24 protein-coding genes and 1 riboswitch are annotated in these 22,989 nt (G+C 67.5%); of the genes, 12 read left to right on the top strand and 12 right to left on the bottom strand.

From position 1 onward, the window contains the following. Positions 1-5 precede the first annotated feature (5 nt). Positions 6-221 carry a CbtB-domain containing protein gene (locus GBA63_RS05960; RefSeq protein WP_166174374.1) on the bottom strand — a complete coding sequence of 72 codons (216 nt, stop codon included), beginning with the start codon at positions 219-221 and terminating at the stop codon, positions 6-8. Between the two features lie 34 nt (positions 222-255). Continuing rightward, positions 256-434: riboswitch (cobalamin riboswitch) on the bottom strand. 72 nt (positions 435-506) lie between these two features. Between GBA63_RS05960 and GBA63_RS05955 the strand changes: the two genes are divergently transcribed. Then, complete coding sequence (locus GBA63_RS05955; RefSeq protein ID WP_166174372.1) at positions 507-1,166, top strand: DedA family protein; 660 nt, start codon at positions 507-509, stop codon at positions 1,164-1,166. Between the two features lie 126 nt (positions 1,167-1,292). On the opposite strand, the gene GBA63_RS05950 is transcribed toward GBA63_RS05955, so the two are convergent. Further along, positions 1,293-2,099: a DUF817 domain-containing protein gene (locus GBA63_RS05950; RefSeq protein ID WP_166174370.1), complete on the bottom strand. Its 807-nt coding sequence runs from the start codon at positions 2,097-2,099 to the stop codon at positions 1,293-1,295. Positions 2,100-2,336: 237 nt separating this feature from the next. On the opposite strand from GBA63_RS05950, the gene GBA63_RS05945 reads away from it, so the two are divergent. Then, a complete protein-coding gene (locus tag GBA63_RS05945) occupies positions 2,337-3,068 on the top strand; it encodes a hypothetical protein (protein ID WP_166174368.1) in 732 nt (243 codons plus the stop codon). 289 nt (positions 3,069-3,357) lie between these two features. On the opposite strand, the gene GBA63_RS05940 is transcribed toward GBA63_RS05945, so the two are convergent. Further along, positions 3,358-4,317 (bottom strand): MBL fold metallo-hydrolase, encoded by a 960-nt coding sequence (locus GBA63_RS05940; RefSeq protein ID WP_166174366.1) that lies wholly within the window; start codon positions 4,315-4,317, stop codon positions 3,358-3,360. A 483-nt stretch (positions 4,318-4,800) separates the two neighbouring features. Between GBA63_RS05940 and GBA63_RS05935 the strand changes: the two genes are divergently transcribed. The 7 genes from GBA63_RS05935 (at position 4,801) to GBA63_RS05905 (ending at position 12,141) form a co-directional block, all read left to right on the top strand. Continuing rightward, entirely contained in the window at positions 4,801-6,411 is a 1,611-nt protein-coding gene (locus GBA63_RS05935) for a multicopper oxidase family protein (protein WP_207957095.1), read from the top strand. An 11-nt stretch (positions 6,412-6,422) separates the two neighbouring features. Then, on the top strand, positions 6,423-6,941 hold the full coding sequence (locus tag GBA63_RS05930) for a hypothetical protein (RefSeq protein WP_166174362.1): 519 nt from the start codon (positions 6,423-6,425) through the stop codon (positions 6,939-6,941). A gap of 289 nt (positions 6,942-7,230) precedes the next feature. Beyond that, positions 7,231-8,421 (top strand): GAF domain-containing sensor histidine kinase, encoded by a 1,191-nt coding sequence (locus GBA63_RS05925; protein ID WP_166174360.1) that lies wholly within the window; start codon positions 7,231-7,233, stop codon positions 8,419-8,421. Beyond that, positions 8,414-9,055 carry a response regulator gene (locus GBA63_RS05920; protein ID WP_166174358.1) on the top strand — a complete coding sequence of 214 codons (642 nt, stop codon included), beginning with the start codon at positions 8,414-8,416 and terminating at the stop codon, positions 9,053-9,055. Before GBA63_RS05925 ends, GBA63_RS05920 begins: the two co-directional genes overlap by 8 nt. A 335-nt stretch (positions 9,056-9,390) precedes the next feature. Beyond that, entirely contained in the window at positions 9,391-10,512 is a 1,122-nt protein-coding gene (locus GBA63_RS05915) for an SDR family NAD(P)-dependent oxidoreductase (protein ID WP_166174356.1), read from the top strand. Between the two features lie 53 nt (positions 10,513-10,565). Beyond that, positions 10,566-10,934, top strand: a complete 369-nt coding sequence (locus GBA63_RS05910; protein ID WP_166174354.1) for a VOC family protein — start codon at positions 10,566-10,568, stop codon at positions 10,932-10,934. A 127-nt stretch (positions 10,935-11,061) separates the two neighbouring features. Continuing rightward, positions 11,062-12,141 carry an S-adenosylmethionine:tRNA ribosyltransferase-isomerase gene (locus GBA63_RS05905; RefSeq protein WP_166174352.1) on the top strand — a complete coding sequence of 360 codons (1,080 nt, stop codon included), beginning with the start codon at positions 11,062-11,064 and terminating at the stop codon, positions 12,139-12,141. A gap of 137 nt (positions 12,142-12,278) precedes the next feature. On the opposite strand, the gene GBA63_RS05900 is transcribed toward GBA63_RS05905, so the two are convergent. The 4 genes from GBA63_RS05900 to GBA63_RS05885 form a co-directional block, all read right to left on the bottom strand. Continuing rightward, a complete protein-coding gene (locus tag GBA63_RS05900) occupies positions 12,279-12,902 on the bottom strand; it encodes a hypothetical protein (RefSeq protein ID WP_166174350.1) in 624 nt (207 codons plus the stop codon). Between the two features lie 418 nt (positions 12,903-13,320). Then, on the bottom strand, positions 13,321-13,950 hold the full coding sequence (locus GBA63_RS05895; protein ID WP_207957094.1) for a response regulator transcription factor: 630 nt from the start codon (positions 13,948-13,950) through the stop codon (positions 13,321-13,323). Next, positions 13,947-14,891 (bottom strand): S1C family serine protease, encoded by a 945-nt coding sequence (locus GBA63_RS05890; protein ID WP_166174348.1) that lies wholly within the window; start codon positions 14,889-14,891, stop codon positions 13,947-13,949. The genes GBA63_RS05895 and GBA63_RS05890 overlap by 4 nt, the downstream gene beginning before the upstream one ends. Positions 14,892-14,901: 10 nt before the next feature. Beyond that, a complete protein-coding gene (locus tag GBA63_RS05885; RefSeq protein WP_166174346.1) occupies positions 14,902-15,807 on the bottom strand; it encodes a S1C family serine protease in 906 nt (301 codons plus the stop codon). A 258-nt stretch (positions 15,808-16,065) separates the two neighbouring features. Between GBA63_RS05885 and GBA63_RS05880 the strand changes: the two genes are divergently transcribed. The 3 genes from GBA63_RS05880 to GBA63_RS05870 all read left to right on the top strand — a co-directional run bounded on the left by GBA63_RS05880 (position 16,066) and on the right by GBA63_RS05870 (position 18,199). Next, positions 16,066-16,497 carry a hypothetical protein gene (locus tag GBA63_RS05880; protein WP_166174344.1) on the top strand — a complete coding sequence of 144 codons (432 nt, stop codon included), beginning with the start codon at positions 16,066-16,068 and terminating at the stop codon, positions 16,495-16,497. A 173-nt stretch (positions 16,498-16,670) separates the two neighbouring features. Then, positions 16,671-16,931, top strand: a complete 261-nt coding sequence (locus GBA63_RS05875) for a hypothetical protein (protein ID WP_166174342.1) — start codon at positions 16,671-16,673, stop codon at positions 16,929-16,931. After that, positions 16,928-18,199: a glycosyltransferase gene (locus tag GBA63_RS05870; protein WP_166174340.1), complete on the top strand. Its 1,272-nt coding sequence runs from the start codon at positions 16,928-16,930 to the stop codon at positions 18,197-18,199. Before GBA63_RS05875 ends, GBA63_RS05870 begins: the two co-directional genes overlap by 4 nt. A gap of 203 nt (positions 18,200-18,402) precedes the next feature. Here the strand turns inward: GBA63_RS05870 and GBA63_RS05865 are convergent, their stop codons facing one another. The 5 genes from GBA63_RS05865 to GBA63_RS05845 all read right to left on the bottom strand — a co-directional run bounded on the left by GBA63_RS05865 (position 18,403) and on the right by GBA63_RS05845 (position 22,908). Next, positions 18,403-19,101 carry an SDR family oxidoreductase gene (locus tag GBA63_RS05865; RefSeq protein ID WP_166174338.1) on the bottom strand — a complete coding sequence of 233 codons (699 nt, stop codon included), beginning with the start codon at positions 19,099-19,101 and terminating at the stop codon, positions 18,403-18,405. 33 nt (positions 19,102-19,134) lie between these two features. Then, a complete protein-coding gene (locus GBA63_RS05860) occupies positions 19,135-19,569 on the bottom strand; it encodes a TIGR00725 family protein (RefSeq protein ID WP_228282329.1) in 435 nt (144 codons plus the stop codon). A gap of 33 nt (positions 19,570-19,602) precedes the next feature. Continuing rightward, a complete protein-coding gene (locus tag GBA63_RS05855; RefSeq protein WP_166174336.1) occupies positions 19,603-21,885 on the bottom strand; it encodes a DEAD/DEAH box helicase in 2,283 nt (760 codons plus the stop codon). A gap of 83 nt (positions 21,886-21,968) precedes the next feature. Beyond that, positions 21,969-22,568, bottom strand: a complete 600-nt coding sequence (gene recR, locus GBA63_RS05850) for a recombination mediator RecR (protein WP_166174334.1) — start codon at positions 22,566-22,568, stop codon at positions 21,969-21,971. A gap of 7 nt (positions 22,569-22,575) precedes the next feature. Then, positions 22,576-22,908 carry a YbaB/EbfC family nucleoid-associated protein gene (locus GBA63_RS05845; protein WP_166174332.1) on the bottom strand — a complete coding sequence of 111 codons (333 nt, stop codon included), beginning with the start codon at positions 22,906-22,908 and terminating at the stop codon, positions 22,576-22,578. Positions 22,909-22,989: the final 81 nt, after the last annotated feature.

Here is a 22,989-nt window from a genome sequence, read left to right as displayed (position 1 = left end):
CCCGGCTAGTGGCAGGGAACGGCGAGCAGGTGGCGCCCGTCGTGGGCGAACTCGTGCAGGTAGTCGAAGGCTCCCGCCGCCTGCCCGAGCAGTGGCGCGAGCAACGGGCCGCTGGCCGAGAGCAGGGCGAAGAGCATCGCCAGGAGGAGCAGCCCGAGCAGCCAGCTCCAGAGTGGCACGTCCCCAAGGGAGATGCGCCGGTCGAGAGAAGTCCTCTCCATCAAAACCTCCATCTCGGGGTCCTCGCCCCGGTCGGAACTTCGCGGGCGGAAGGCCAGTCTCCTGGCTCCCGGATCTTCGCTCCCCCGGCCTTCCCGGCGATCTTTCGGCCGCCAGTGGCCCCTCTTCGGGCTCGCTCCCCGGTTACAGTGGCGGGACCGCGCCGGACTCGAACCGGCTTCCTGCGTCCCTCCGCCGCCTGTCTACTACGTGGGCAGCATAGACGCGTGCCCCGCACGCGTCAACCGTCCGGCCCGGCGCGGGGCGTGGTATAAAGCGCGAGTCGCATGGAGAGCATCCTCAATTTCCTCCAGTCCATCCCAGACTCCCCCGGCGGGGTCCTGGATTTCGTGACCGGTTTGCTTCTCGCGCACGGTTACCTGGTCATCTTCCTCGGGGCCGCGCTGGACAACTTCGGGCTCCCATCCTCCGGGGACATAGTCCTCTTCGCGGGAGGATTCTTCGCCAACAACGGGCAGGCGGCGCTGCCGCTCGTCATGCTCAGCGGGTTCGCCGGCGCGCTCGTCTCGGACAACTCCGTTTACTGGATCGGCAGGATAGGCGGGCGGCCCCTGATCGGCCGCATCCTCAAGATCCGGCTCCTGCACTTCCTCATCAACGAGAAGAGCCTGGAGAAGGTAGAACACTACTTCGAGGCCCACGGCGGCAAGACGGTCTTCGTGGGCCGCTTCGGCCCGGGCCTGCGCAGCATGACCCCCCTCTTCGCCGGCGTCACCAGGATGAAGTACTACAGGTTCATCCCATACAACGTCGCCGCCGGCTTCGTCTGGGCCATCGCCTACTCCCTGATAGGCTACGTCTTCGGCCAGTACTGGAACGAACTGCTCGCCGTCGCAAAATCCTTCGGCTTCGGCGTCGTCGCCGTCGTGGCGCTCATCCTCCTCGCCTACCTGCTCCGCAGAAGGTACCGCCGCCAGAAGAGCTAGTCAGCACGCCTCGCCCTTCGGGCTCGCTATCAGCTTGTCAGCTTCTTGCCGCCTGCGCGCTGGGCAACGGGTGGAGACGGCCCGCTGACGAGCTGAAATGCTGAGAGCCGCGAAGCGGCGTGCTGACTAGCTCTTCTTCACGTGTTTCAGGTCCGCGACTATAACGAAGGAAACTATGACCAGCAGGCACCAGGAGCTAATCTTCTGGAGCGAGACCACCTCCCACCCCCCGAGTTGGCCCGGATAGGACCACGCCCCGAGGTACGTGGAGACGTTCTCGGCCACCCACACGAAGGAGCCGATCAGGACGAACGAGAGCACGAGCGGCATGCTCCGCCGCCTGCTGGTCACGGTGAAGAGCACCCTCGTCCGGAAGAACACTACGAAGACGCCCGCGGCGAGCACCCACCGGAAGTCCGGGACGAAGTGGTGGGTGAAGAAGTTCAGGTAGATCCCGGCGCTCAAAGGCACGCTTAGCGCGTAGGAGGGGTACCTGTCGAGCCCGATGTCGAGAAGCCTCCAGGCCTGGCACATGTAGCTCGCCACCGAGGCGTACATGAAGCCGCTGTAGAGGGGGACGTCCCAGACCTCGAAGAAACCCTCCTCCGGGTAGCTCCACGAGCCTATGGCCGGGTTTGTCTTGAAGACCTCCAGCAAGATCCCGAGCAGGTGAAACGCGAAGAGCGTGAGTACCTCGTCCCTGGTCTCTATCTTCAGCGCAACCAGGGCCACCTGGGCGAGCACCGCCCCGACGAAGATGAAGTCGTAGCGGGCCAGCCCGAAGAGCGGCACGTAGTTCGAAAGCAGCAGGATCGAGATAAAGATTCCCGGAAACAGGCAAGCCCTCGCCTGCTTGATCCCGAAGACGAGCAGCTCCGCGAGAAGAGCCCTCGAAGAAGACTTCTCGAAGCCTGCCTCGGCGACCTTTCCCATCCTAAGGCGTCGTCCGAACGTGCCTCGACGGACGCGCCGGCTGTGGTTCCATCAAGCCCACCCTCTCCTCGAAACTCCTCGCGCAACTATAGCAGGACACCCGGACGCCCCCGCACGGGCGTTAATCTTTTGTAAATTTATTCACTTTTTTCAAACCGAAGTCGCCCGGCCCCACGTATAGAGCCTTGTAAGCACGCTACCGGGCGTCTCGGGCGTCGGGGGATGGGAGGGAGCTGTATGGTCCGTACCACGAGGGGGCTGTTGCCCGGTCTGTGGTGGCTTGGGGGGGCGTTGATCGTCGCTTGCCTGTTGGTGTTGATCGCGTCTTCGACAAAGCCGGCAGAGGCGGCCAAGGGCGGGACGTGCGCCTCGTTCGTCGCGTACAACTCCGCGGACAGGGTGGTCAGCGCCGACGACCAGGCGTTCAGGCCCGAGACCGAGCGGACGGTACAGCCCCGGGCCTTCATGCTCGTCAGGGGCCGGTACGCGGACTTCGACGTCAGGCTCTCCAAGTTCGAGGTGCTCAACTACACGCTCACGAGCCCGCTCACGGGTGGGCGGCGCGCGGAGATCTTCGCCCGCAAGACGCCCCAGTTCGCCGGCGTCCTCGCGGGCCCGCTGACCATCAGGGTGGTGCGCGAGCACGTGCGCCTGGAGCGCGGGACGGGGCAGAGCCTCAAGATCCAGGCCAAAGACTGCCAGCAGGGCGGCATCTTCCAGCACGAGCCCGAACCGGGCCTCGTCTACACGCACGTCCTCGGGGCGGGCTTCCGGTACAACGGGCCTCCGGGAGAGGGCAGCCTCTGCTTCACCAACGACGTCTTCCCGGGATACGACAGCCCCGAAGTCGCCACCCGCCTCACGCCGCTAAACGGCCAGGGCACTACCAGCACCTGGCGCGTGGAATCCGGCGGACGCATGGGTATGGTCGTCGGCGAAGACGCCGTGGAGAACGGCTGCACCGCCTGACGCTTCGACCACTCAAGCGGTTTGCGAAGAGGCCCAGCCTCTTCGCAGGGCTTTCGGCTCTTCGCTTTCAGCAAGAGCAAAGAGCTGACCGCTGAAAGCGGAGGCGAAGCCGGAGCGGCCTGACAAGCCGACCGTGCGGATCGCACGAGGGGGGCGGCTGCCGTCCCCCTCGTTTTCGTAAGCCACGCCCCAGGTTGGTCCATCCGGACGACATCGACGCTACTCTGGGCCTGGATCTTGACTCGCCCTCGTAAAACCGCCCCGCGACTCGCACAAACATCTCCAGCGATCACGTAAATTGCAGCCGGGTGCCGACGCTCGTCTGCACGTACGCCTCCGGTTGTCGGCGCGCGATCTCGTGGGTCGCCTTCCAGCCCGTGCAGTGCCCCGGCACCAGCCATTTGGGGGCTATCGCAACCAGTTCATCCAACGTGCGGGGGATCAGGCGCTCGAAGATCCCCCCGGTAAGGTGCATGCCGCCCACAAAAGCGTGCACGCGGTCCTCGCCGGTAAGCCGCTGGGCCTGGCGCAGCACGTTGATCGCCCCGGAGTGGCTGCAGCCCGAAAGCACCACGAGGCCCTTTCCCTTGAGGTTCACGACCACCGCCTGGTCGTCCCAGATCCAGGGGTCGGGCTCCCAGCCGCCGTTGGAGCGTGCGTAATTGAGCGGGAAGCCCTTCTCGAAATCGGTAACACGCTCGATTTGTCCGGTCACGAGCACCGTGCCGTCGATCAAGAGGCTCGGCTGGCGCTCCTCGGTTACCTCGACCCCTTCCCGGTCGAGGTCCCGCCGGCTCGGTGGCGGGAGGTGCAGCTCGGTGCCGGTCGGGAAGACGACCTTGCGGTCTCGCCAGGCTTCGGGATGGATAACGAGCGGCATCCCCCGGGCACCGACGCGCCGGATCATGCCCTCCAGCCCGCCGTGGTGGTCGCTGTGCCCGTGGGACATCACGATCGCCCTCAGATCCGGCAACCGAACCTGGAGTACGTCCATGTTGTGGACCGCGGATTCGCGGCCAAGCCCCGCGTCGTAAACGAGCGATGCGCTGCGGCCGTCTCGCTCGACGGTCAGCAACAGCGAGAGGCCGTGCTCGGCGACCAACTGCTCTCGCTCACGCTCCCACATGTCGTACGCCACCTGCGGCCGTTGCGCCACCTCGCCGCCGGGCAGGAGGGCGTCGATGAAGTTGTCCACCAGGACAGTTACGTTGGCCGCGTCAACTGGTTCTAGTGAAACCTGGTCGCTCATAACCTCTATCCGTCTGCTCCGCCCTTCTCCGGCGTGTGATAGGTCGAGCTTACCCTTGCGGAACCGTGAGCGCTTCCCCTGAAGGGACTAATTACGCAACTTTCTCTGCGAAATTTGGAGGGCATCCCACCTGCAAGGCGTCGTCGACTACGCCGCCTCCGGCGCTGGCATGAGATCCATTCACGGGTTGGGTGGGCGTCTCGTCCGGGTTCATCAGCACGGCGGCCGCGCGTGGGTCTCCTGGGGGTGCGTCCCTCCGAAACGCCCACGTAACGACCCGCCCGTCGGCGTATTCTTCTGGTCCCCTCGGGTCGGCTACCTGATTTGCGGTAACAGATAGTAGCTAAGCATAAATCGCCCATTGGAGCGATGTGGAAACACCTTCGTCCAAACCAAAATGTTCCGTGTAAAGAGAAGCCGGGTGGCGCTGCTTGGTGTGGGGACGAGCACGGCTTCCCGGTCTGGAGACGGGAAGGAGCTCCCTTGGCACACGAAGAGCATCGAACCCGGTTTCCCCTGAAACTCACCCGCAAGGAGGCGCTCAAGCTGGGCGCTTTAGGCAGCGCGGCGCTGCTGTTGCCCGTGCAGCGCGCGGCAAGGACGCAGCTGACCATAAAGGACCGGCTGCCAGAGAGCCGGCTACCCGTACCCTTCCGGGTGCCGCTGTCGATACCGCCGCTGGCGAGGCCGCTCAGGAGGGACAACAAGAGGAAGATCGACTTCTACTCGATGACGATGAAGGCGGCCAGGGTCCAGATCCTGCCCGACGGGCCGAAGACGTACATCTTCGGCTACGACGGCATCACACCCGGCCCAACCATCAGGGAGAAGCGTGGCAGGAGGTGCGTCGTGCGCCAGATCAACCGCCTCCCGAAGACGCACCCCTACCTCGGCTATGAATGCACGACCTCGGTGCACCTGCACGGCTCGGACTCGCTGCCCCAGTACGACGGTTGGGCCGAAGACGTCATCAGGCCGGGGCAATACAAGGACTACCGCTACCCGGACGACCAGGACGCGCGCCCGCTCTGGTACCACGACCACGCGATCCACCACACCGCCCAGAACGCCTACATGGGCTGCGCGGCCCTGTACACCACCCACGACGAGCTGGAAGCGAGCCTGCCCGTGCCAAAGGGCTACGGCCGCTACGAGATCCCGCTGGTCATCCAGGACAAGATCTTCGCCCAGAACGGCAATTTTATCTACGACGACGATGGAGAAAACAGCCTGTACGGGGACGTGATCCTCGTGAACGGCCGCCCGTGGCCAACGATGAAGGTCGAGCGTAGGAAGTACCGTTTGCGCTTCCTTAACGCCTCGGTCTCGCGCGGGTTCCACCTGGCGCTCGACTCGGGGGAGCCGTTCACGGTCGTCGGGCACGACGGGGGGTTTGCGCCCGAGCCAACCGAGGTGACCAGCTTCCGCCTCGGGATGGCCGAGCGCTACGGGGTCATCGTGGACTTCGCCAGGCACAAGATCGGGGACCAGATAGTCCTTCGCAATCTGGGCCTTCCGAACAACCAGGACTTCGCCAACACCGACGTAATCATGCGCTTCGACGTCGTCAGCAACGCCACGAGCACGGCCGGCAACTCCGTCCCCGATCGCCTCAACCCCAGCACGGGCCGCCACAACCCGATGAGGCTCCGCGAATCCGACGCGGCGCGGACGAGAAAGTGGGTCTTTGAGCGCAAGAACGGCCTTTGGACCATAAACGGCAGGACCTGGGATTCGCAGCGCTCGGACGCCGACGTGCCGCACGACGACGTCGAGATCTGGGAGCTCGAGAACAGGTCGGGCGGGTGGTTCCACCCCATCCACCTCCACCTCGTAGACTTCAAGATCCTGGACCGCAACGGCGGGCCGCCTTTCGCCTACGAGCGAGGCCCCAAGGACGTGGCCTACGTCGGCGAGGGCGAGACGGTGCGCGTGATAGCGCGCTTCGGCCCGACGAGGGGCAAGTACATGATGCACTGCCACAACCTCGTCCACGAGGACCACGACATGATGACCCACTTCGACGTGGGCGCGACCGGACGGGACCCGGCCGAGATAGCCCCCGCAAGGCCGCTCCCCGCGCCGCCGCTCTAGGGAGGCCGTAGGTGGAAACAAGGACGTGGCCGGGTGCCCCATCTGCCGCCAGCGCAGATCCGCCCGGCGGTGCCCGGGACGCCGACACGAGCCCCGGGCCGGCGGTCTACGGGGCGGCGGCGCTCTCCCTGGTCTCGGCCCTCGTCTACCTGTGGGCCGCACCGATGCAGTTCGTGCTGTGGTGGGGTTACAGCCTCTTCTTCCTCGCGTTCGCCCTCTTCCAGGGGATCTACGCGGTCGCGCTCCTGCGCTGGCCCACCCAGCCGTTGTGCTTGCTCGGGATCTGGCCCAACCTGGCGCTTTTTTTGCTGTACCTCGTGTGGTACACGCGGGGAATCCCTTTCGGGCCGCACGCGGGAATGCTGATGTACCCGCAGAGGGTGGACGTCGCGGGCGCGCTGGCGGAGGTCGGGATCGTCGTCGCGCTGGTGACGCTGCTCCGGGGCGCCCCACGCAGGGCGGCCGTAAACACGCTGTGCCTGATCGGGGCCGCCATCTGGGCCGCGGTGCTCGCCGGGATGATCTCGTGACCAACCCCGCAATGCCCCTCTCAAGCGGTTTGCGAAGAGGCCCGGCCTCTTCGCGGGGCTATCGGCTTTCAGCGGTCGGCTTTCAGCAAGGGCAAAAAAGGCTGATAGCCGAGAGCGGAGGCGAAGCCGCAGCGGGCTGACTGCTGACCGCGCGGATCGCGGTGGCATTGAGCCACTACGATCCGCTGTAGAACCCTCGGACTCCGTCCCGACCTTCCATGAGATTCGGAACTCCTCGCGTGCTTTCGTCCCTGCTAGACTGCGTACGGGAGCAGGAGGTAGAAGCGTTTTGTCCGATTCTTCGAGCACGCAGGGGACCGGAGAGCTGCGACGGCTCAACCACGAGTTGTCGGTGCTCAACGGGATCGCGCGCGAGCTCAACCGCTCCGTCAACCTGGACCAGGCGCTCCGGTTCACCCTCTCGCAGGTGGCGGAGCTTCTGGGGCTCAGGACGGGTTGGATCTGGCTGATACAAGACTCCTCCCCGGAACCCTACCTCGCCGCGGCCCAGAACCTCCCCCCCGTCCTGGCCGACGAGCCGCGCCGGATGGACGGCTCGGGCTACTGCTACTGCCTCGACTCGTACAAGAAGGGCGACCTCGAAGGCGCAGCCAACGTCAACGTCCTGACCTGCAGCCGCCTGGAGGGCCTCGTAGACGGCACCGACGGCCTCCGCTACCACGCGAGCATCCCCCTCTACTCCGGCGAGAAGAAGCTCGGCGTGATGAATGTGGCGAGCCCGGGCTGGCGCGGCCTCGGCCCCGACGACCTGCAACTGTTGAACACTGTGGGCGACCTGCTCTCGATCGCCGTCGAGCGGGCGCGGCTCTTCGAGCGGAGCGCCAGGCTCGGGGCCGTGGAGGAACGGAACCGGCTGGCGCGTGAGATCCACGACACCCTCGCCCAGAACCTCACCGCCACGGGGCTCCAGATCGAATCGGCCGAAGCCCTCCTCGAAGCGGACGCGGCCCCGGACGAGGTCCGGGCCGCCCTCGCCCGCGCCCTCTCCCTCACCCGCTCCAACCTCGACGAGGCCCGCCGCTCCGTCCTCGACCTCCGCGCGGCGCCCCTCGAAGGCCGCTCCCTGGCGGAGGCCCTGAAAACTCTCGTGGACCGCTGGGAAGCGGAGACGGGCATCGCGACGAGGTTCAAGGCCGTGAACGGGAGCCGCCCGGTCCCCCCGCGCGTCGAAGCCGCCCTGTACCGCGTGGGCGGGGAGGCCCTCGCCAACGTCGCCCGCCACGCGAACGCGCGCCGCGCGACGGTCCGGCTCGTCGCCACACCAGGCTCCGTCAGCCTGCTCGTAGAAGACGACGGTATCGGGCTCGATCCTTCCCGGGTGCCGGAGGACCGGCACGGGATCGTCGGCATGAGGGAACGGGTCGAGATCCTTGGGGGCGTCCTGCGAGTCGAGGGGCGCCCGGCCGGGGGGACGCGGGTGGAGGCGGCCGTACCCCTGGAAGGACTCCAGAGTGGATAGGATCAGGCTGCTCGTCGCGGACGACCACCCGATGCTGCGGGAGGGCCTCGTCGCCGTCCTCGGCACCCAGCCGGACTTCGAGGTGGTGGGCGAGGCGTCGGACGGGGAGCAGGTCGTCCGGTTGGCCGCCGAGCTCGGGCCCGACGTGATCCTGCTGGATCTCGAGATGCCTGACGTGGACGGCGTGGAGGCGCTCCAGAGACTCCAAAGAGCGGGCTCGTCGGCCCGGACGGTCGTCTTCACGGCCTACGACACGGACGAGCGCATCCTCGGCGCCCTGCGCGCCGGGGCCCGCGGCTACCTCTTGAAGGGCGCCTCCCGCGCCGACATCTTCTCCGCCGTCCGCACGGTCAACGCCGGCGGCTCCCTGCTCGGCCCCGTCGTCACCAACCGCCTGCTCGGGCGGCTCGGCGAGGACCCCGCGGGGGCGAACCCGCTTACCCCGCGCGAGGTCGAGGTGCTCGCCCTCCTGGCCCGCGGCCTCAAGAACGCCGACATCGCCGAGCGCCTCTTCATCTCCGAGAGGACCGTAAAGTTCCACGTCGGCTCCATCCTCGCCAAGCTCGGCGCGGGCAACCGAACCGAAGCGGCCATGATAGCCGCCGAGCGGGGCCTCGTGGATAAGCCCTCCTAGCGCCCGCGCCTCCCACCTGTACTTCCGTACAGGCCCGAAATCCGTCCTTCCGCGCGATGCCGCCCGCCCGCCGGGGAGGCATGATCTCCGCATACCAGTAGGGATCTAAAGGAGGGCCGGATGTACGACTGGACGGACGTGGAAGCCTCCCGTCTGCGCCGCCGGGAGCTCTTGCAAGAAGCCGAAAGGGCCCGAAAGGCGGACGGACTCGGAGACGCCCGCACGCGGCGAGTCCCCCCCGCCTCCTCCATTACGCGCCGGCTCGTCCGGGGCCTCGGACACCCTTCTGCGGCGCCTCCCGGTCCGAATTTTACAGAACAGGAGAGGAAACCTTTATGAACCATTCACCTGACAAGACGGCCCTGATCACGGGCGCCTCCCGCGGCCTCGGCCTGGCCCTGGCCCGCGGTCTGGCCCAGGCCGGCTGGACGCTGATTATCGACGCCCGCGGCGGGGAAGACCTGGAAACCGCCCGCGCCGAGCTCGCAAGTCTCACGCGGACAACCGCCATCGCGGGCAGCGTCACGGACCCGAATCACCGCCGGGAACTGACGGAAGCAGCCCGCGAAGCGGGCGGCCTCGACGCGCTCGTGAACAACGCGAGTATCCTCGGCCCGAGCCCCCAGCCACCGCTCCTGAACTACCCTCTCGACACGCTGGAAGAGGTCTACAGGACGAACGTCGTCGCGCCGCTCGCGCTGATACAGGCCGTCGGGGACGAACTGAAGCCCGAGGCGCGCATAGTCAACGTGACGAGCGACGCGGCCGTCGAGCCCTACGAAGGGTGGGGCGGGTACGGCTCGAGCAAAGCCGCCCTGGAGCAGATCTCCAACATCCTGGCGGCCGAGAACCCCGATTGGCGCGTCTACGCCGTGGACCCCGGCGACATGCGGACCCGGATGCACCAGGAGGCCTTCCCGGACGAGGACATTAGCGACAGGCCACTCCCGGACGAGAGCGTGCCGGGCCTCGTCGAGCTCCTGACTGGAGATCTGCCGAGCGGCCGGTACTCGGCCAGAGACGTTGCGGGAACGAACGACTCGGACGGTAGCGTCCACGAGACGCGCGTCGCCCTCACGGTGGCCGACTTCGATGGTGCCGCGGCGCTCTACAGGGACGCGCTGAACCTGCCCGTCGTGATGGGGTGGGACGAGACGCAAGGGCGGGGTATCGTGCTCGACGCCGGCCGGGCGACCATAGAGCTCGTAGACCACCCGCAAGCTGAACATATTGACGAGGTAGAGGTCGGAGAGCGCGTCTCCGGCCCCGTGCGGCTGGCCTTCGAAGTGTCGAACGTCGGGGCGTCGGCCGACTCTCTCAAAGAGAAGGGGGCCAAGGTCCTTAACAGCCCGGTCCAGACTCCCTGGGGTGACCTCAACCAGCGCCTGCGGGCGCCGGACGGCCTCCAGCTCACCCTGTTCCAATCTCCCGGGGAGGGGGGCAGGTCGGTTGTTTAACCCGGGACTTGCCGAGATCGTCCCGGTCGTCGAGGTTCGAAGGAGGACAATCCATGAAAGCTAAAGGACTCGCGTGGCTCGGGACCCGCACCCCACAGTTCGAGGCGACGGCCAGGTTCTTCGGTGAGACGCTCGGGCTCAACGCCGAGCGCGAAGAGCCGGACTTCGCGGTCTTCAGGCTGCCGGACGGTTCCAGGGTCGAGGTCTTCGGGCCCGGGGACCGCGACCACGAGCATTTCACGACGGGCCCGGTAGCCGGGTTCCTGGTCGACGACGTCGAAGAGGCGCGCGCCGAGCTCGAGCGGGCCGGCATCTCCTTTATAGGCCCGGTCCACCATTACGGCGAGCACAGCGCCTGGTCCCACTTCGTCGGCCCCGACGACAACGTCTACGAAATAACCCGCGACGACCCACAAAGATAGCCGCCCCAGACAAAGGAAACTCATCTTGCTAGACGCACGAACAGTACCCACGGAATCTCAGACCACCCTACGAGACGACCCAAGACGCGGCGCGAAACCACACAACGCAGGCGCAAGCCCCGGGAGGTTGAGGAGCCTCGATTTCGATCTTCCACCGGAGCTCGAAGCCACCGGGCCGCCTGAAGCCCGCGGCCTCGCCCGCGACGAGGTACGCCTCATGGTCTCCTACCGGCAAGACGACCGCGTCCTGCACGCCGGCTTCAGGGACCTGCCGGACTTTCTAGAAGCCGGCGACGTGCTCGTCGTCAACACCAGCGGCACCATGAACGCCGCCGTCCCTGCCACCCGCGAGACCGGCGCCGAACTCACGCTCCACCTCTCAACCCACCTCCCCGGGGACCTGTGGACCGTCGAGCTACGCTCCCATGAGGGCACTAAACCTCTGCTCGACGGTAAGCCAGGCGAGACGTTGCGGCTCCCCGGAGGCGGCGTAGCCGTCCTTCACACTCCATACCTATCGCAAAACCGTTCGAAGGAAGGGGCCAACCGGCTCTGGATCTCCACCCTGAACCTCCCAACAAACCTGAACGACTACCTAGACCGGCACGGTGCACCCATCCGTTACGGTTACGTCAGGGAAAACTGGCCTTCCGGTTACTACCAGACCGTTTATGCCACCGAGAAGGGCAGCGCCGAGATGCCCTCGGCCGGCCGGGCGTTCACGCCCGAGTTCATCACGCGCCTCGTGGCGGGCGGTGTGCAGGTCGCGCCGCTCGTACTGCACACCGGCGTCGCGAGCCTCGAGGACGACGAGCCGCCCTACGAGGAGTACTACCGGGTTCCGCCCGCCACGGCCCGTACGGTCAACGAAGCGCGGGCGGCGGGCCACAGGGTCGTGGCCGTCGGGACGACCGTCGTGCGGGCGCTAGAGACCGTAACCGACGTGGAGGGGAGATCCCACCCCGGAGAAGGCTGGACAGACCTCTTCATTACCCCGGAGCGCGGCGTACGGTCCGTCGGCGCGTTGCTGACCGGTTTGCACGAGCCCCGCTCGACGCACCTGGCGATGCTGCAGGCGCTCGTCGAGAGCGGTTCCGCGTGCCCCCTGCTCTCATCGGGCCGGGATCACCTCGAGATCGCCTACACCGAAGCGCTCGAGGAAGGCTACCTCTGGCACGAGTTCGGCGACCTGCATCTGGTTTTGTAGGTTTCGGGCTTCAGGTTTCAGGGGTGGTGGGCGGGACTTCGAGGGGACCACGAAGTCCTTCGACACATTCTCTTCCGCGTTGAAGCATCGACCACCCGCGCGCTGCCTGACGGCTGCAACCTGAAGCCTGTAGCCTTCTACGTACACGCCACGACGGCCTTGCCGGGTCTCCATCCCGGCGGGTCCTTGCAGAGCCAGGCGGCGGCCTCGCGCTTGGTCCTGTCTTCGTGCGTTTTCATGGTCATGTTCCAGGTAAAGATGCGCAGGTTCTCGCAGTTGAGGGAACCCTTGCCGTAGGCCACGCGCGACGGACCGCCGAGGCCGGGGTCGAGGTCCGGGGCCTCGCGGGTGACGACGTAGACGAAGCCTACGTTGCTCTCCATATCCAGAAGCCCGGCCTGGGTGAGGCTGACCTTGATCAGGCGCATAGTCTCCCCCTTCTCGTGGCGCTTCGCGAAGTAGCGGAGCAGCTCGCCCTGGTCCGAGGTGGTGAAGTCGTGCGTCACCCTCCCACCGCTCCCGGTATGTGTGGAGGAGTACCAGGACCACGGCCGGTAGGCCACGGGCGAGAAGTCAGGCGGGGTCGGACCTTCGGAGAGGAAAAAGGAGCGGGAGAGTTCCTCCTGGCTACCCCGGTTAAAGGCATCGAGAAAACGGATCAAAAGCCCGGCCACCGGCCGCGGACGGCAGCCCTCCGGTAGCGTCTCGTCGTCGCTGGTGACGATCACCTCCCCCGTATGGGCGGGAACCGGCTCAGTCACCACACCCCCGTCGGGCTCGGAAGGCCCGGAACCCCCACCGCACCCCCACACAAAAAACACGAGAAAAAGCGGTCCCCAGACGACCACGAACCTGTTCCGGAGCTCCCGCATCCCATGCCGCCGTTCAGCGATACCAACCACATTCTAGCTCCTCCCTACGGTCGTCGCAGCACGCGGCCCTACGGGCAGCTATCAGCCCGCTCCGGCTCCGCCTCCGCTTTCAGCACGTCCCCTTCGGGGACTCTCAGCCCGTCAGCCAGTCGTCTGCCCGCGTTGCGCCCTGCGACAACGAAATCGATCCGTATTACGCTGCCCGGTAGGGCTATGGGCGGCAAGAAGCTGACTGCTGAAAGCGAGGCCCGCGGAGCGGGCCGAAGCGCGCCGAGAGCGGAGGCCCCAGGCCGAAGCGTGCTGACAGCTACAACGAAATCAGTCCGTGCCTGGCGCCCTGGCTTACGGCCTCGGCGCGGTTGCTCACGGCGAGCTTGGCGTAGAGGGAGGAGATGTGGAACTTGACGGTGTGCTCGCTGATGCGGAGCTCGCGGGCGATCATTTTGTTGGATAGGCCCCTGGCGAGGAGGTTCAATACCTCGCCTTCCCGCGCCGTTGGCGGTTCGGAGAGCTCTTCGACGACGGTGACCTCGCCCAGCGCCTGCTCGGCGGCGGCCTTTGGCATCACGACGAGGCCGTGGGCCGCGGCGGCGACCGCGGCCCCGAGTTCCTCCGGCGGGGCATCCGGCGGTAGGATGCCCCAGCCCCTGAGCGGCAACGCTCGCAACCGCGCCGCCGCCCGCTCATCCTCGGAGAGGAGTACCAATCCCTGGGCACCGTCTTCGGCGAGGGCGAGGGCCGTCTCGTCCAGCAGTTCCTCGTCGGCCAGGAGCACGACCTCGGCGGCGGCGAGCGGGGTCCCCGGCAACGAGCCGGCCGGAGCACCCGAATCGCCGGAGACCCGGACGTCGGCCCCTTCGACGGCTTCGAGCATCGAGCGCAGCCCGGCCCGGGCCATCGGGGTCGACGCCACGACGAAGACCCGCGTCGGCGTCACGCGGCGCGTCCCGACGTTCTCGGCGGCACCTCCACGACGATGGCGTGTCCCCCGCGCAGCACCCGCAGGGATACGGTGTCGTCCCGCGAGAGGGCTTCGTAAAACGTCTCGACGTCATGCGGCGGGCTTCCTGCGATCCCGAGTAGCACGTCGCCCACCAGGAGGCCCGCGGCTTCGGCGGGGCCGCCCTCTTCGACCGAAGAGACCGCGAGCCCCCAGGCGTCGCCCTCCTCAGGCCGACCGGAAGCCGGAAACTCCACGGGCACCAACCCGACGCCCAGGCGCGGGCGCCGGTCCACGCGTCGCTCCCGGGGGGCCGCGACCCAGGCGGTCGCGGCGTTGGATGGGATGGAGAAGGCGGTGCGGCCGAAGATCATGGCGTTGATCCCGACCACCTCCCCCCTGGCGTTGAGCAACGGCCCGCCCGAGTTCCCCGGCGCCAGGGCGACGTCCGAAAAGATGTAGCTCCCCCCCGAGCCCCGGCGACGCCCCTTACCCCGCCCGCCCGAAACGCCCAACCCGCCGACGATGCCGGCCGTCACCGCCCCGGGATTGCCCCAGGGGTGGCCGATGGCGTAGACGATCTCCCCGACGCGCATAGCGTCCGAGTCCCCGACGGATGCCGCCGGAAGTTCCGCGGCGTCCCGCAGCCGGAGCAGCGCCAGGTCAAGCTCGCGGGAGCGTTTCACGACCTCCGCGTCGAACGTCCGGCCGTCTCGCAGGGCGACGCGGGTTACCCCGCCCCGACGACGGCCCCCGCGACCTTCCGGGAGCACGTGGTCGTTCGTCAGCACGAGGCCGCTTTCTGACCAGATCACACCGGCCCCCGACCCGCGCCCGCCGCTGACCACCTGCACGACGCTCTCGCGCGCACCCTCGACCATCCGCGCCCCCTCCGACGAAGCGGCCTGGGCGAAAGACTCCGCGTTTCCCAGGACCATCCCCGGCCCCCTAACCGCGCTCGCCGACTGTGATCTCCAGCTCCTGAGGTTCCCCACCCCGGACCACCTTCACGGGCACGGCCCGTCCGACCCTGTCGCCGGAGAGCAGCACGAGCAGATCGTCCGTGTCCTCGACCGGCTGCCCATCCAGGGTCGCGACTATGTCACCGACCATCAGGCCGCCGCGGCCGGCGGGGCTACCGTCCTCGACCCCGACGACCAGGAGGCCGCCCTTCTGGGTCAGGTCGATTTTCTCGCCCCCGGGGAGGCGTACCGGCTGGCTGAGGATGCCGAGGTATCCCCGCCTCACCGTGCCCCGCTCCTGCAGCGCCCCGGCGACACGCCAGGCCAGGTCGACCGGGACGGCGAAGGCGGCCCCGCGCCCCCATCCGGCCACCATGATGCCGACGACCTTGCCGCCGACGTCCACCAGCGGGCCGCCCGAGAGACCGGGGTATGGCGAAGCATCGGTCTGTATGTAACGCTCCAGCCTCGGTCCCCGCCGCGTCCTGATGGGGCCGCCGACCGAGCTTACGATGCCGAAGGTGGCCCTGGGGCCGTCGCCGCGGCCAGGGCTCGCCACTGCCAGAGAGATCTGGCCGACCCTCGCCTCCCCCTCGGCGGGCGTCGCGGCCTCCACCCCCAGGTTATCGACCCGCAGCACGGCAAGGTCCGTCGAGTGGTCCCTGCCGAGGAGCCTGGCCGGCAGCGTCCGCCCGTCGGCGGTCTCGACCGACAGGTCCTCCTCGCGCTCCAGCACGTGTCCCGCCGTAAGCACCAGGTCGGGCGCGTAGACCACGCCGCTCCCCGGGTGCCGCCTCCTGCCGTGTACCCGCACGATCGACCTGCCGGCGTTCGCGACCGCGTCCGCCATGCCCTCGGACAAGGCGGCCAAAGTGTTTTGCGTACTCTCCATGCTCTTCTCCTGATCCGGTCTAGTCTATGCGGATACTCTATCCCCACGCCCCAAACGGCACATCACCCGTCCGGCTAGTTCTGCCCCGCGAGAACGTCTAGTTCCGCGTGAACCGTCGAGACATTAACGATTCTTCACGGGACTGTTACCGGCGGGCAATTCGCCCGCGAGTCCAGGCAAGAGTCCTTAACAACGCTTAGCACGAAGCCTCAGGACGGTTAACCCGCCGGGTACACCGGGTTGGTAGGCTAACGGTCGATGATAGAAACAGCCCCCACCCAAAGGACAGGCAGACTACCCGCCTGGAAGACCTCGCGCCTGCTCTCCGTCCGGCCGTTCGGCCGTCGGCGCCACAAGATGACCCGGGCGGGCCTGAGGAACCTGGCGCGGGCCAGATCGGAGGCCCTGATCGGGCTACTCCAGGAACGCGAAGCGAGCAGGCCCCTCGACGACGTAGTCATCAAGGACCACGAGTACCCGCACCGGCGCGTCACCCTCCACGACATCGAGACCCAGAGGATCTACGCCGAAGACTACCTGGAGGGGATCTCGGAGTTGCGCGAGCAGCTCGCCGAGCGCGGAATCCGTAGCTGGCCGCTCAATGCCTATTACGCCTCGCCGCAGAACGAAGCCGACCTGAGGACCATCTCGACCGCTTTGCTAGAGATGGCAGGCAGGCTCAGGACGTAGCGCGCTCCGGCCAGAGGAGCCCGATCCGCCACCGATTACGTCGCGCTCGTCGCGCTGATGGTCGTCCGAAGCACACGACTCGTGTGGTTGATGAGGTACAGAGCCTGCGTCGGCCATGGCCGGCGCGGGTGGACCGGGCGGTGCCGACTCCTGTAGCATCGCCCGGTCGGCTCTTGCGGGATGGAGGTGGGGACCAACTGGAAGGTGCGCGGGTCACGGGTGTCGCGCGGTTGCTGGCGCTCTCCCTGACGGCGTTCGGGGCCTTCGGGCTGTGGGCGGGCTGCTCTGCGCTACTGTTCTCGACGCCGCTGGTGGGCAGCGTAGCCGAGCTCACCGGCCTTCGCGTGGCACTCGGGCTGGTGGTCCTCGCGGGGTTCGCCGTCTTCATCCTCTCCCTGCGCCTGCGCGAGAACGACACAGGGCAGGCCGGGTGAGGATCGTCGTCACGGCGGCCGGCTCCAGGGGCGACGTCCAGCCCTGCGCCGCCCTCGGGCTCGGACTGAAAGAGGCGGGCCACGAGGTCATTCTGGCGGGCTGGGAACCTTACAGGACCATGGCCGAAAGCCGCGGCCTGGCATTCTGGCCCGTGGCGGGCCCCGACCCGGACCGGCTGGTGGAGGCGCTGGTGGCCGCGGGCCGCAATCCTTTCGGGTACGCCAGGCGGTTCCGGCCGCTGCTGAGGCCGCACGTCGGGCAGGGGCTTCGCGACTGCCTCGCGGCTTGCGAGGGCGCCGACGCCGTCATCTACACCCCGCTCGGGTTCGCCGGCTTCATGGCGGCGGAGCACCTGGGGCTACCCTCGGTAGGGAGCGTCGTCACGCCGCTCTTTATCCGGGACGGCGGGTTTCCGAGCGCGATGTTCGGGAAGCCCCTCCCCCTCCCGGGCCACCTCTACAACCGCCTGAGCCACCCGGCGACGGAGCAACTCTACTGGCGCACCGTCGAGCCCCTGGTGGCGGAGGCACGCAGAGAGGTGGGTCTTCCGGCCATGCCCCGCCTGAGGGGTCCACTCGGGGAGATGCACCGGCAGAAGCGTCCTTTCCTGCTCGGCTGGAGCCCGCACGTCCTGCCCACGGACGGCAGGCGCGACGCCTGGATGCACACGACCGGCTACTGGTTTCTCGGCCGCGAAGAGGGCTGGCGCCCCCCGGAGAAGCTAAGACGTTTCCTCGAAGCCGGAGAGCCGCCGGTCGCGCTCGGCCTCGGGAGCATGGGCCATACCCGCGCTTCGGAGGCCGGGCGCATCGTCTCGCTAACGGCGGAGGCGCTCCGGCTCGCGGGGCTCCGGGGCGTCCTGGTCTCGGACTACGGCGACGCGGACGCGGATCTGCACGAGGACGTCATCAGGGTCCCGGGCGGCGTACCCTACGACTGGCTCTTCCCGAAAGTCTCCGTCGCCGTGCACCACGGCGGCGCCGGGACGACGGCCGAGGCCCTGAGAGCAGGAACCCCTTCCGTCGTCGTCCCCGTCGTACCCGACCAGCAGTTCTGGGGCTGGCGCGTCCACGCCCTCGGCGTCAGCCCCGCCCCGATCTCTCACAAAAAATTGACAGCCGAGAACCTATCAAGCGCCATCCTGCAGGCGGCAACCGACCCCGAAATACGCCAGCGCTGCGAAAACCTCGGCTCGAAGATAAAGGCCGAGAACGGCGTGGCCCAGGCAGTCAGAACGTTCGAGCGATACGTACAGAGAAGGCCCTGATTACCACGACGGTGGAACTGCCCGTTCCGTAAACAGACCGGCGTCTGCGCGCACCCATCAACAAACGCGGCCCAAACCGACCCGAGAGCTATCAGCTGTCAGCTGTCAGCCAAAGACAAAGAAAGCTGACCGCTGAGAGCGCAGGCCGAAAGGCCGAAGCGGGCTGACAGCTGATAGCTGAAGGCTGATAACCGGCAGCTTCCTCACCACGCCACTTGCCGCCTGTCCCTGAAGAATCCGCCGGTGGGGCCGTTATTGGGGAGCAAGGCCGCCCAGACCACGCCGTCAGCGCCTTCTTCGACGGATCGGTTGGCGTTGGCGCCGCCCATGTCGGTCTGGACCCAGCCCGGGTTGACGGCATTTACGAGGACGCCGGTGCCGCGCAACTCGGAGGCCAGGATGCGGGTCAGGGCGTTCAGGCCGGTCTTCGAGATCCGGTAGCCCGGGGAACCGCCGCCCATGTCTTCGAGGGCCGCGAGGCCCGTCGAGACGTTGACGATCCTGCCGTATCCTTCGCGCCTCATGTGGGGTATCGCCGCCTCGCACAGCCGCCAGGCCCCGAAAAGGTTGGCCTCGAGGGCCTCCCTCACCCGGTCCAGGTCGGCCTCGGCCCCGCTCTGGCCCTCGTCGTTGGAGATGCCGGCGTTGTTGACCAGGACGTCCAGGCGTCCGAATTCGCCCTCTATGGAAGCCGCGAGGTTCTCGACGCTGCCGGCGTCGGCGACGTCTAGCTGGCGGGCGGTAACGTTTCCGGGCAGCCCCTCGGCGGCCCGTTTTCCCGCCTCCTCGTCGCGGGAGCCCAGTATCACGGTCAGCCCCTCCCCGGCGAGCCGGCGGCAGACCTCCAGCCCTATCCCCCTGTTTCCACCGCTCACCAGCGCGACGCGCCCGTTCTCAGCCATATGACCTCCGGATCTCTTTCAACCTCGGAAATATTACACACCGAGCAACCCGAACGCCGCCCCCACGGCCTCCTCCGGGGACGGGGCGACGGCGACGTGCTCCCCGAGGTCCCAACTCCCGAGCGAGACGACGGGCCTCCCGACCTTCAGGGCAAGCCCCATCTCGGATAACGTCCCGTACTCACCCCCGACGGCGACGACCACGTCCCCCGAACAGACCACAGCCAGGTTCCTCGCCTGTCCCGTTCCCGTCGCGACGGAGAAGCTCAGGTACGCGTTCGCCCGCCCACGGTCCTCGTCGGGCAGGATGCCGATGGCCGTACCGCCGGCCTCGGTGGCCCCGCGGGCGGCCGCTTCCATCACGCCGCCCAGGCCTCCGCAGACGACGATGCCGCCCCGCTCCGCAACGAGGCGTCCGACCTCGCGGGCCTGCTCGTAGAGATCTCCGGCGGCGGTTCCGGAGCCCACGACGGCGACGTGGGGGTGGGAGGGCGGGATCTCCTACTCCGCGGGGTACTTGCTCGTCTGGCCGAGCAGGTAGCGGAGTAGGTCCACGGCCCCGGCCTTGCTCAAGGGTTCGTTCCAGTTGCCGCACTTGGGGGACTGGATGCAGGCCGGACAACCCCGCTCGCACGGGCAGCGGGTGATGACGCCGACGGTGTCGCGGGCCAGCGAGGCGAAGGCGTCGAAGCCGCGCCTGGAGATGCCGACCCCGCCGGGGTAGCCGTCGTAGACGAAGATAGTCGGCAGGCCGTTCTGGCGGTGGGCCGGGGTGGAGAGCCCGCCGATGTCCGCCCGGTCGCACATCGCGAACAGGGGCAACAGCCCGATCATGCCGTGCTCCCCGGCGTGCAACGCACCCCCGAAGCTCTCGAAGCTCGGCCGCGCCCCCCTGGGCAGCGGCGGCAGCGTAACCCACAAAGCCTGCGTCTCCAGAGTGACGTCAGGCAAATCCAGGGGGTAGACCCCGATCTCCTTCTCGTCGGCAACCCTCACCTTCTTGTAGAAGGTTACGGAGTCCGTCGTCCTTACCCTCCCCCAGCGGAGCGTCGCCCCGTTCGGCAGGTCCCTCTCCTCCAACGTCTCCACGATCTCCACGTCCGTCTCGACCTTTGGCTTGGTGTAGAAGTTGTTGGGCACGCGGCGGGCGACGGCGCGGTGCAGACGTAGATCCAACTCCTCTATCTCGTATGCGTTGCCGCGGTGCAAATAAGTAGCGCCGGGATGGAGTTCGCTCGGGGCGCGCGTCGCCTCGGCCGTGCCGATCAGCTCACCGTCAACGTCGGCTATAAGGATGGTCTCCGAGGAGGCGGAGCGCAAAGATACGTTCCTGGCCGGGCTGTCCGAGCGCGCGTAGATCAGCCGGTCCCCGCTCGACGCCAGCGCCCGCTCCTCCATCATCCTCTTTGCCACCCCCCTGTAGGCCGGTCCGAAGTATTGCTCGTCCTCGGCGTCCAGCGGGGCCTCGTGGGCGGCGGCGAGCAGATGCGGGCCGAGGATGTACGGGTTCTCCATCGTCACGCGGGCGGCCTCGACGCGGCGGCCGAGGACGCGGGGCGGGTTCTCGAAGAGGAACTGGTCAAGTGAGTCGCGTCCCGCTATGTAGACGGCGAGGGAAGGGTCCTTGCCGCGACCGGCGCGGCCCCACTGCTGCCAGATCGAGGCGACGCTCCCGGGGTAGCCGCAGCACACGACGGCGTCCAAGGCTCCCACGTCCACGCCCAACTCCAGCGCGTTCGTCGAGACGACGCCTAGCAGGTCGCCGCTGAAGAGGCGCTCCTCTATCTTCCGCCGCTCGCGGATGGTGTAGCCGGCGCGGTAGGGCGAGATCCTGCGCGCCCCCTCGACCCCGAGCCGCTCGGCCGCGTAGCGGTAGATAAGCTCCGCCGCCTTCCTGGACTTCGCGAAAGCGATGGTCCGAATTCCACGCGAGACCAGGTCCGCGAAGACGAGCGCCCCCTCCGTGAGCAAGCTCCGCCGCTCCCCCTTCTCCTTGTCCAGAAGCGGAGGATTGCGGAAGACCACCCGCCGCGGCCCCGAAGAGGCCCCGTCGTCGTCCACGAGCGAGAAAGGCAGCCCGGTAAGGCTCTCGGCGAGCTCCTGCGGGTTCGCAATGGTCGCGCTCGTGAGCACGAACTGGGGGTTACCGCCGTGCAACTCCGCGACCCTCCTGAGCCTCCTCAAGACCGCCGCGACGTGCGAGCCGAAGACGCCGCGCAGGACGTGGGCCTCGTCCACGGCCACTATCTCGAGGTTCCGCAAGAAGTCGCCCCAGGCCTCGTGGTTGGGCAGGAGCCCGACGTTAAGCATGTCGGGGTTCGTGAGCACGACGTTCGAGCGGCGCCGGATATCAGCCCGCAAGGCCTGCGGCGTGTCGCCGTCGTAGGTGGCCGGGTGGACGCCGCGCAGCCCGAAGCCCTTGATCTTGCCTAGCTGGTCCTGCGCCAACGCCTTCGTCGGGTACAAGAAAATGGACCGGCTCTTCGTCCGCCCGAGCGCGTTCTGGAAAGCCGGGATCTTGTAACATAGCGACTTTCCGCTGGCCGTCGCCGTAGCCACCACCACGTTCTCCCCAGCCCGCACCCGCTCGTAAGCCTCCAACTGGTGCGAATAGAGCCTGGACGCCCCCATCTTCCCCAGAGCCTCGACCAACTCCGAGTGCAACCCCGGCATCTTCACCAGCGTCGCCCCTCGCGGCGGCAAACTCGCCACCGTGTCCCCCAACGACCGCAGGGCCTTGCCGCTCATCTCCGCAAGGGGATTGGTTTCACGAATCGCCGTCATAACCCCTTCTTCGGAACATCAGCCAAAACAATCAAGCCCCAAAAGCTGACCGGCTGACAGGCTGGGTCCCCTGACGGGAACCCCTACAGTTCGCGACGGCCGGCGAAGGCGCGGCCGAGCGTCACTTCGTCCGCGTACTCCAGGTCCCCGCCGACGGGGAGGCCGCTGGCGAGCGCCGTTACCCGCACCGGCAGGTCCTTCACCTCGGCGGCTATGAACAGGGCCGTTGCCTCGCCGGTGGTGTTCGGGTTGGTGGCGACGACTAGCTCCTTCGTCTCCTCTTTCCGCACCCGCTCGACGAGCTCGGCGATGCGGAGGTCTTCTGGCTCGACGCCGTCCAGGGGCGAGAGGGAGCCGCCGAGGACGTGGTAGAGGCCGCGGTACTCGGCCGTGCGTTCGATCGGGCCGATGTCGTAGGGGTCTTCGACGACGCAGATAGCGGTCCGGTCGCGGCGGGCGTCGCGGCAGATCTCGCACTCCTCGGCCTCGGTCAGGTTGAAGCAGCGGACGCACGGCTTGATCCGCTCCTTCACCTCCTTGAGCGCCTCGGCGAGGCCGATGGCGTCGTCCTTCTTGCCCCGGATTACGTGGAACGCTATGCGCTGCGCGCTCCTGGGTCCGATAGACGGGAGTTTCGAGAGCTCCGTTATGAGCCGTTCTACGGGCCGGGCGTAGGTCGCCAAAGAGCCCCTACATCCCCGGCAGGTTCAAACCGAGGTCCCCGAGCCCGCCGGTAACGCCGCCGAGCTTCTTGTTGGCGAGTTCCTGGGAGGAGTTCATGGCCTCGTTGACGGCCGCCATCACCATGTCCTGGAGCATCTCGACGTCCTCGGGGTCTACGACCTCGGGGTCGATCTCGACGGAGACGAGCTCCATCCCGCCGGTCATCGTCGCCTTGACGGCCCCGCCGCCGGCGCTCGCGGAGACGGTCTCCTTGGCGAGCTCCTCCTGGGCGAGCCGCATCTGCTCCTGCATCTGCTGGACCTGGGCCATCATCTTGTTTACGTTCTGTCTTTTAGCCACGCACAGCTCCTAAGTCGAGGTCTAAGAGTCTCCCTATTGTAAACGACCCGCACCACCCAACCACCTCTCCCGGCGGCCTCC

This window comes from Rubrobacter tropicus, from assembly GCF_011492945.1.
GTDB classification, from domain to species: Bacteria; Actinomycetota; Rubrobacteria; order Rubrobacterales; family Rubrobacteraceae; genus Rubrobacter_D; species Rubrobacter_D tropicus.
This window is presented reverse-complemented; position numbering and strand designations above follow the sequence as displayed.

What these genes read in the sequence shown, in the direction of transcription:
- GBA63_RS05960 (WP_166174374.1), bottom strand. Translation starts at nt 221, where the DNA reads ATGGAGAGGACTTCTCTCGACCGGCGCATCTCCCTTGGGGACGTGCCA.
- GBA63_RS05955 (WP_166174372.1), top strand. Translation starts at nt 507, where the DNA reads ATGGAGAGCATCCTCAATTTCCTCCAGTCCATCCCAGACTCCCCCGGC.
- GBA63_RS05950 (WP_166174370.1), bottom strand. Translation starts at nt 2,099, where the DNA reads ATGGGAAAGGTCGCCGAGGCAGGCTTCGAGAAGTCTTCTTCGAGGGCT.
- GBA63_RS05945 (WP_166174368.1), top strand. Translation starts at nt 2,337, where the DNA reads ATGGTCCGTACCACGAGGGGGCTGTTGCCCGGTCTGTGGTGGCTTGGG.
- GBA63_RS05940 (WP_166174366.1), bottom strand. Translation starts at nt 4,317, where the DNA reads ATGAGCGACCAGGTTTCACTAGAACCAGTTGACGCGGCCAACGTAACT.
- GBA63_RS05915 (WP_166174356.1), top strand. Translation starts at nt 9,391, where the DNA reads ATGAACCATTCACCTGACAAGACGGCCCTGATCACGGGCGCCTCCCGC.
- GBA63_RS05910 (WP_166174354.1), top strand. Translation starts at nt 10,566, where the DNA reads ATGAAAGCTAAAGGACTCGCGTGGCTCGGGACCCGCACCCCACAGTTC.
- GBA63_RS05890 (WP_166174348.1), bottom strand. Translation starts at nt 14,891, where the DNA reads ATGGTCCTGGGAAACGCGGAGTCTTTCGCCCAGGCCGCTTCGTCGGAG.
- GBA63_RS05885 (WP_166174346.1), bottom strand. Translation starts at nt 15,807, where the DNA reads ATGGAGAGTACGCAAAACACTTTGGCCGCCTTGTCCGAGGGCATGGCG.
- GBA63_RS05880 (WP_166174344.1), top strand. Translation starts at nt 16,066, where the DNA reads ATGATAGAAACAGCCCCCACCCAAAGGACAGGCAGACTACCCGCCTGG.
- GBA63_RS05865 (WP_166174338.1), bottom strand. Translation starts at nt 19,101, where the DNA reads ATGGCTGAGAACGGGCGCGTCGCGCTGGTGAGCGGTGGAAACAGGGGG.
- GBA63_RS05855 (WP_166174336.1), bottom strand. Translation starts at nt 21,885, where the DNA reads ATGACGGCGATTCGTGAAACCAATCCCCTTGCGGAGATGAGCGGCAAG.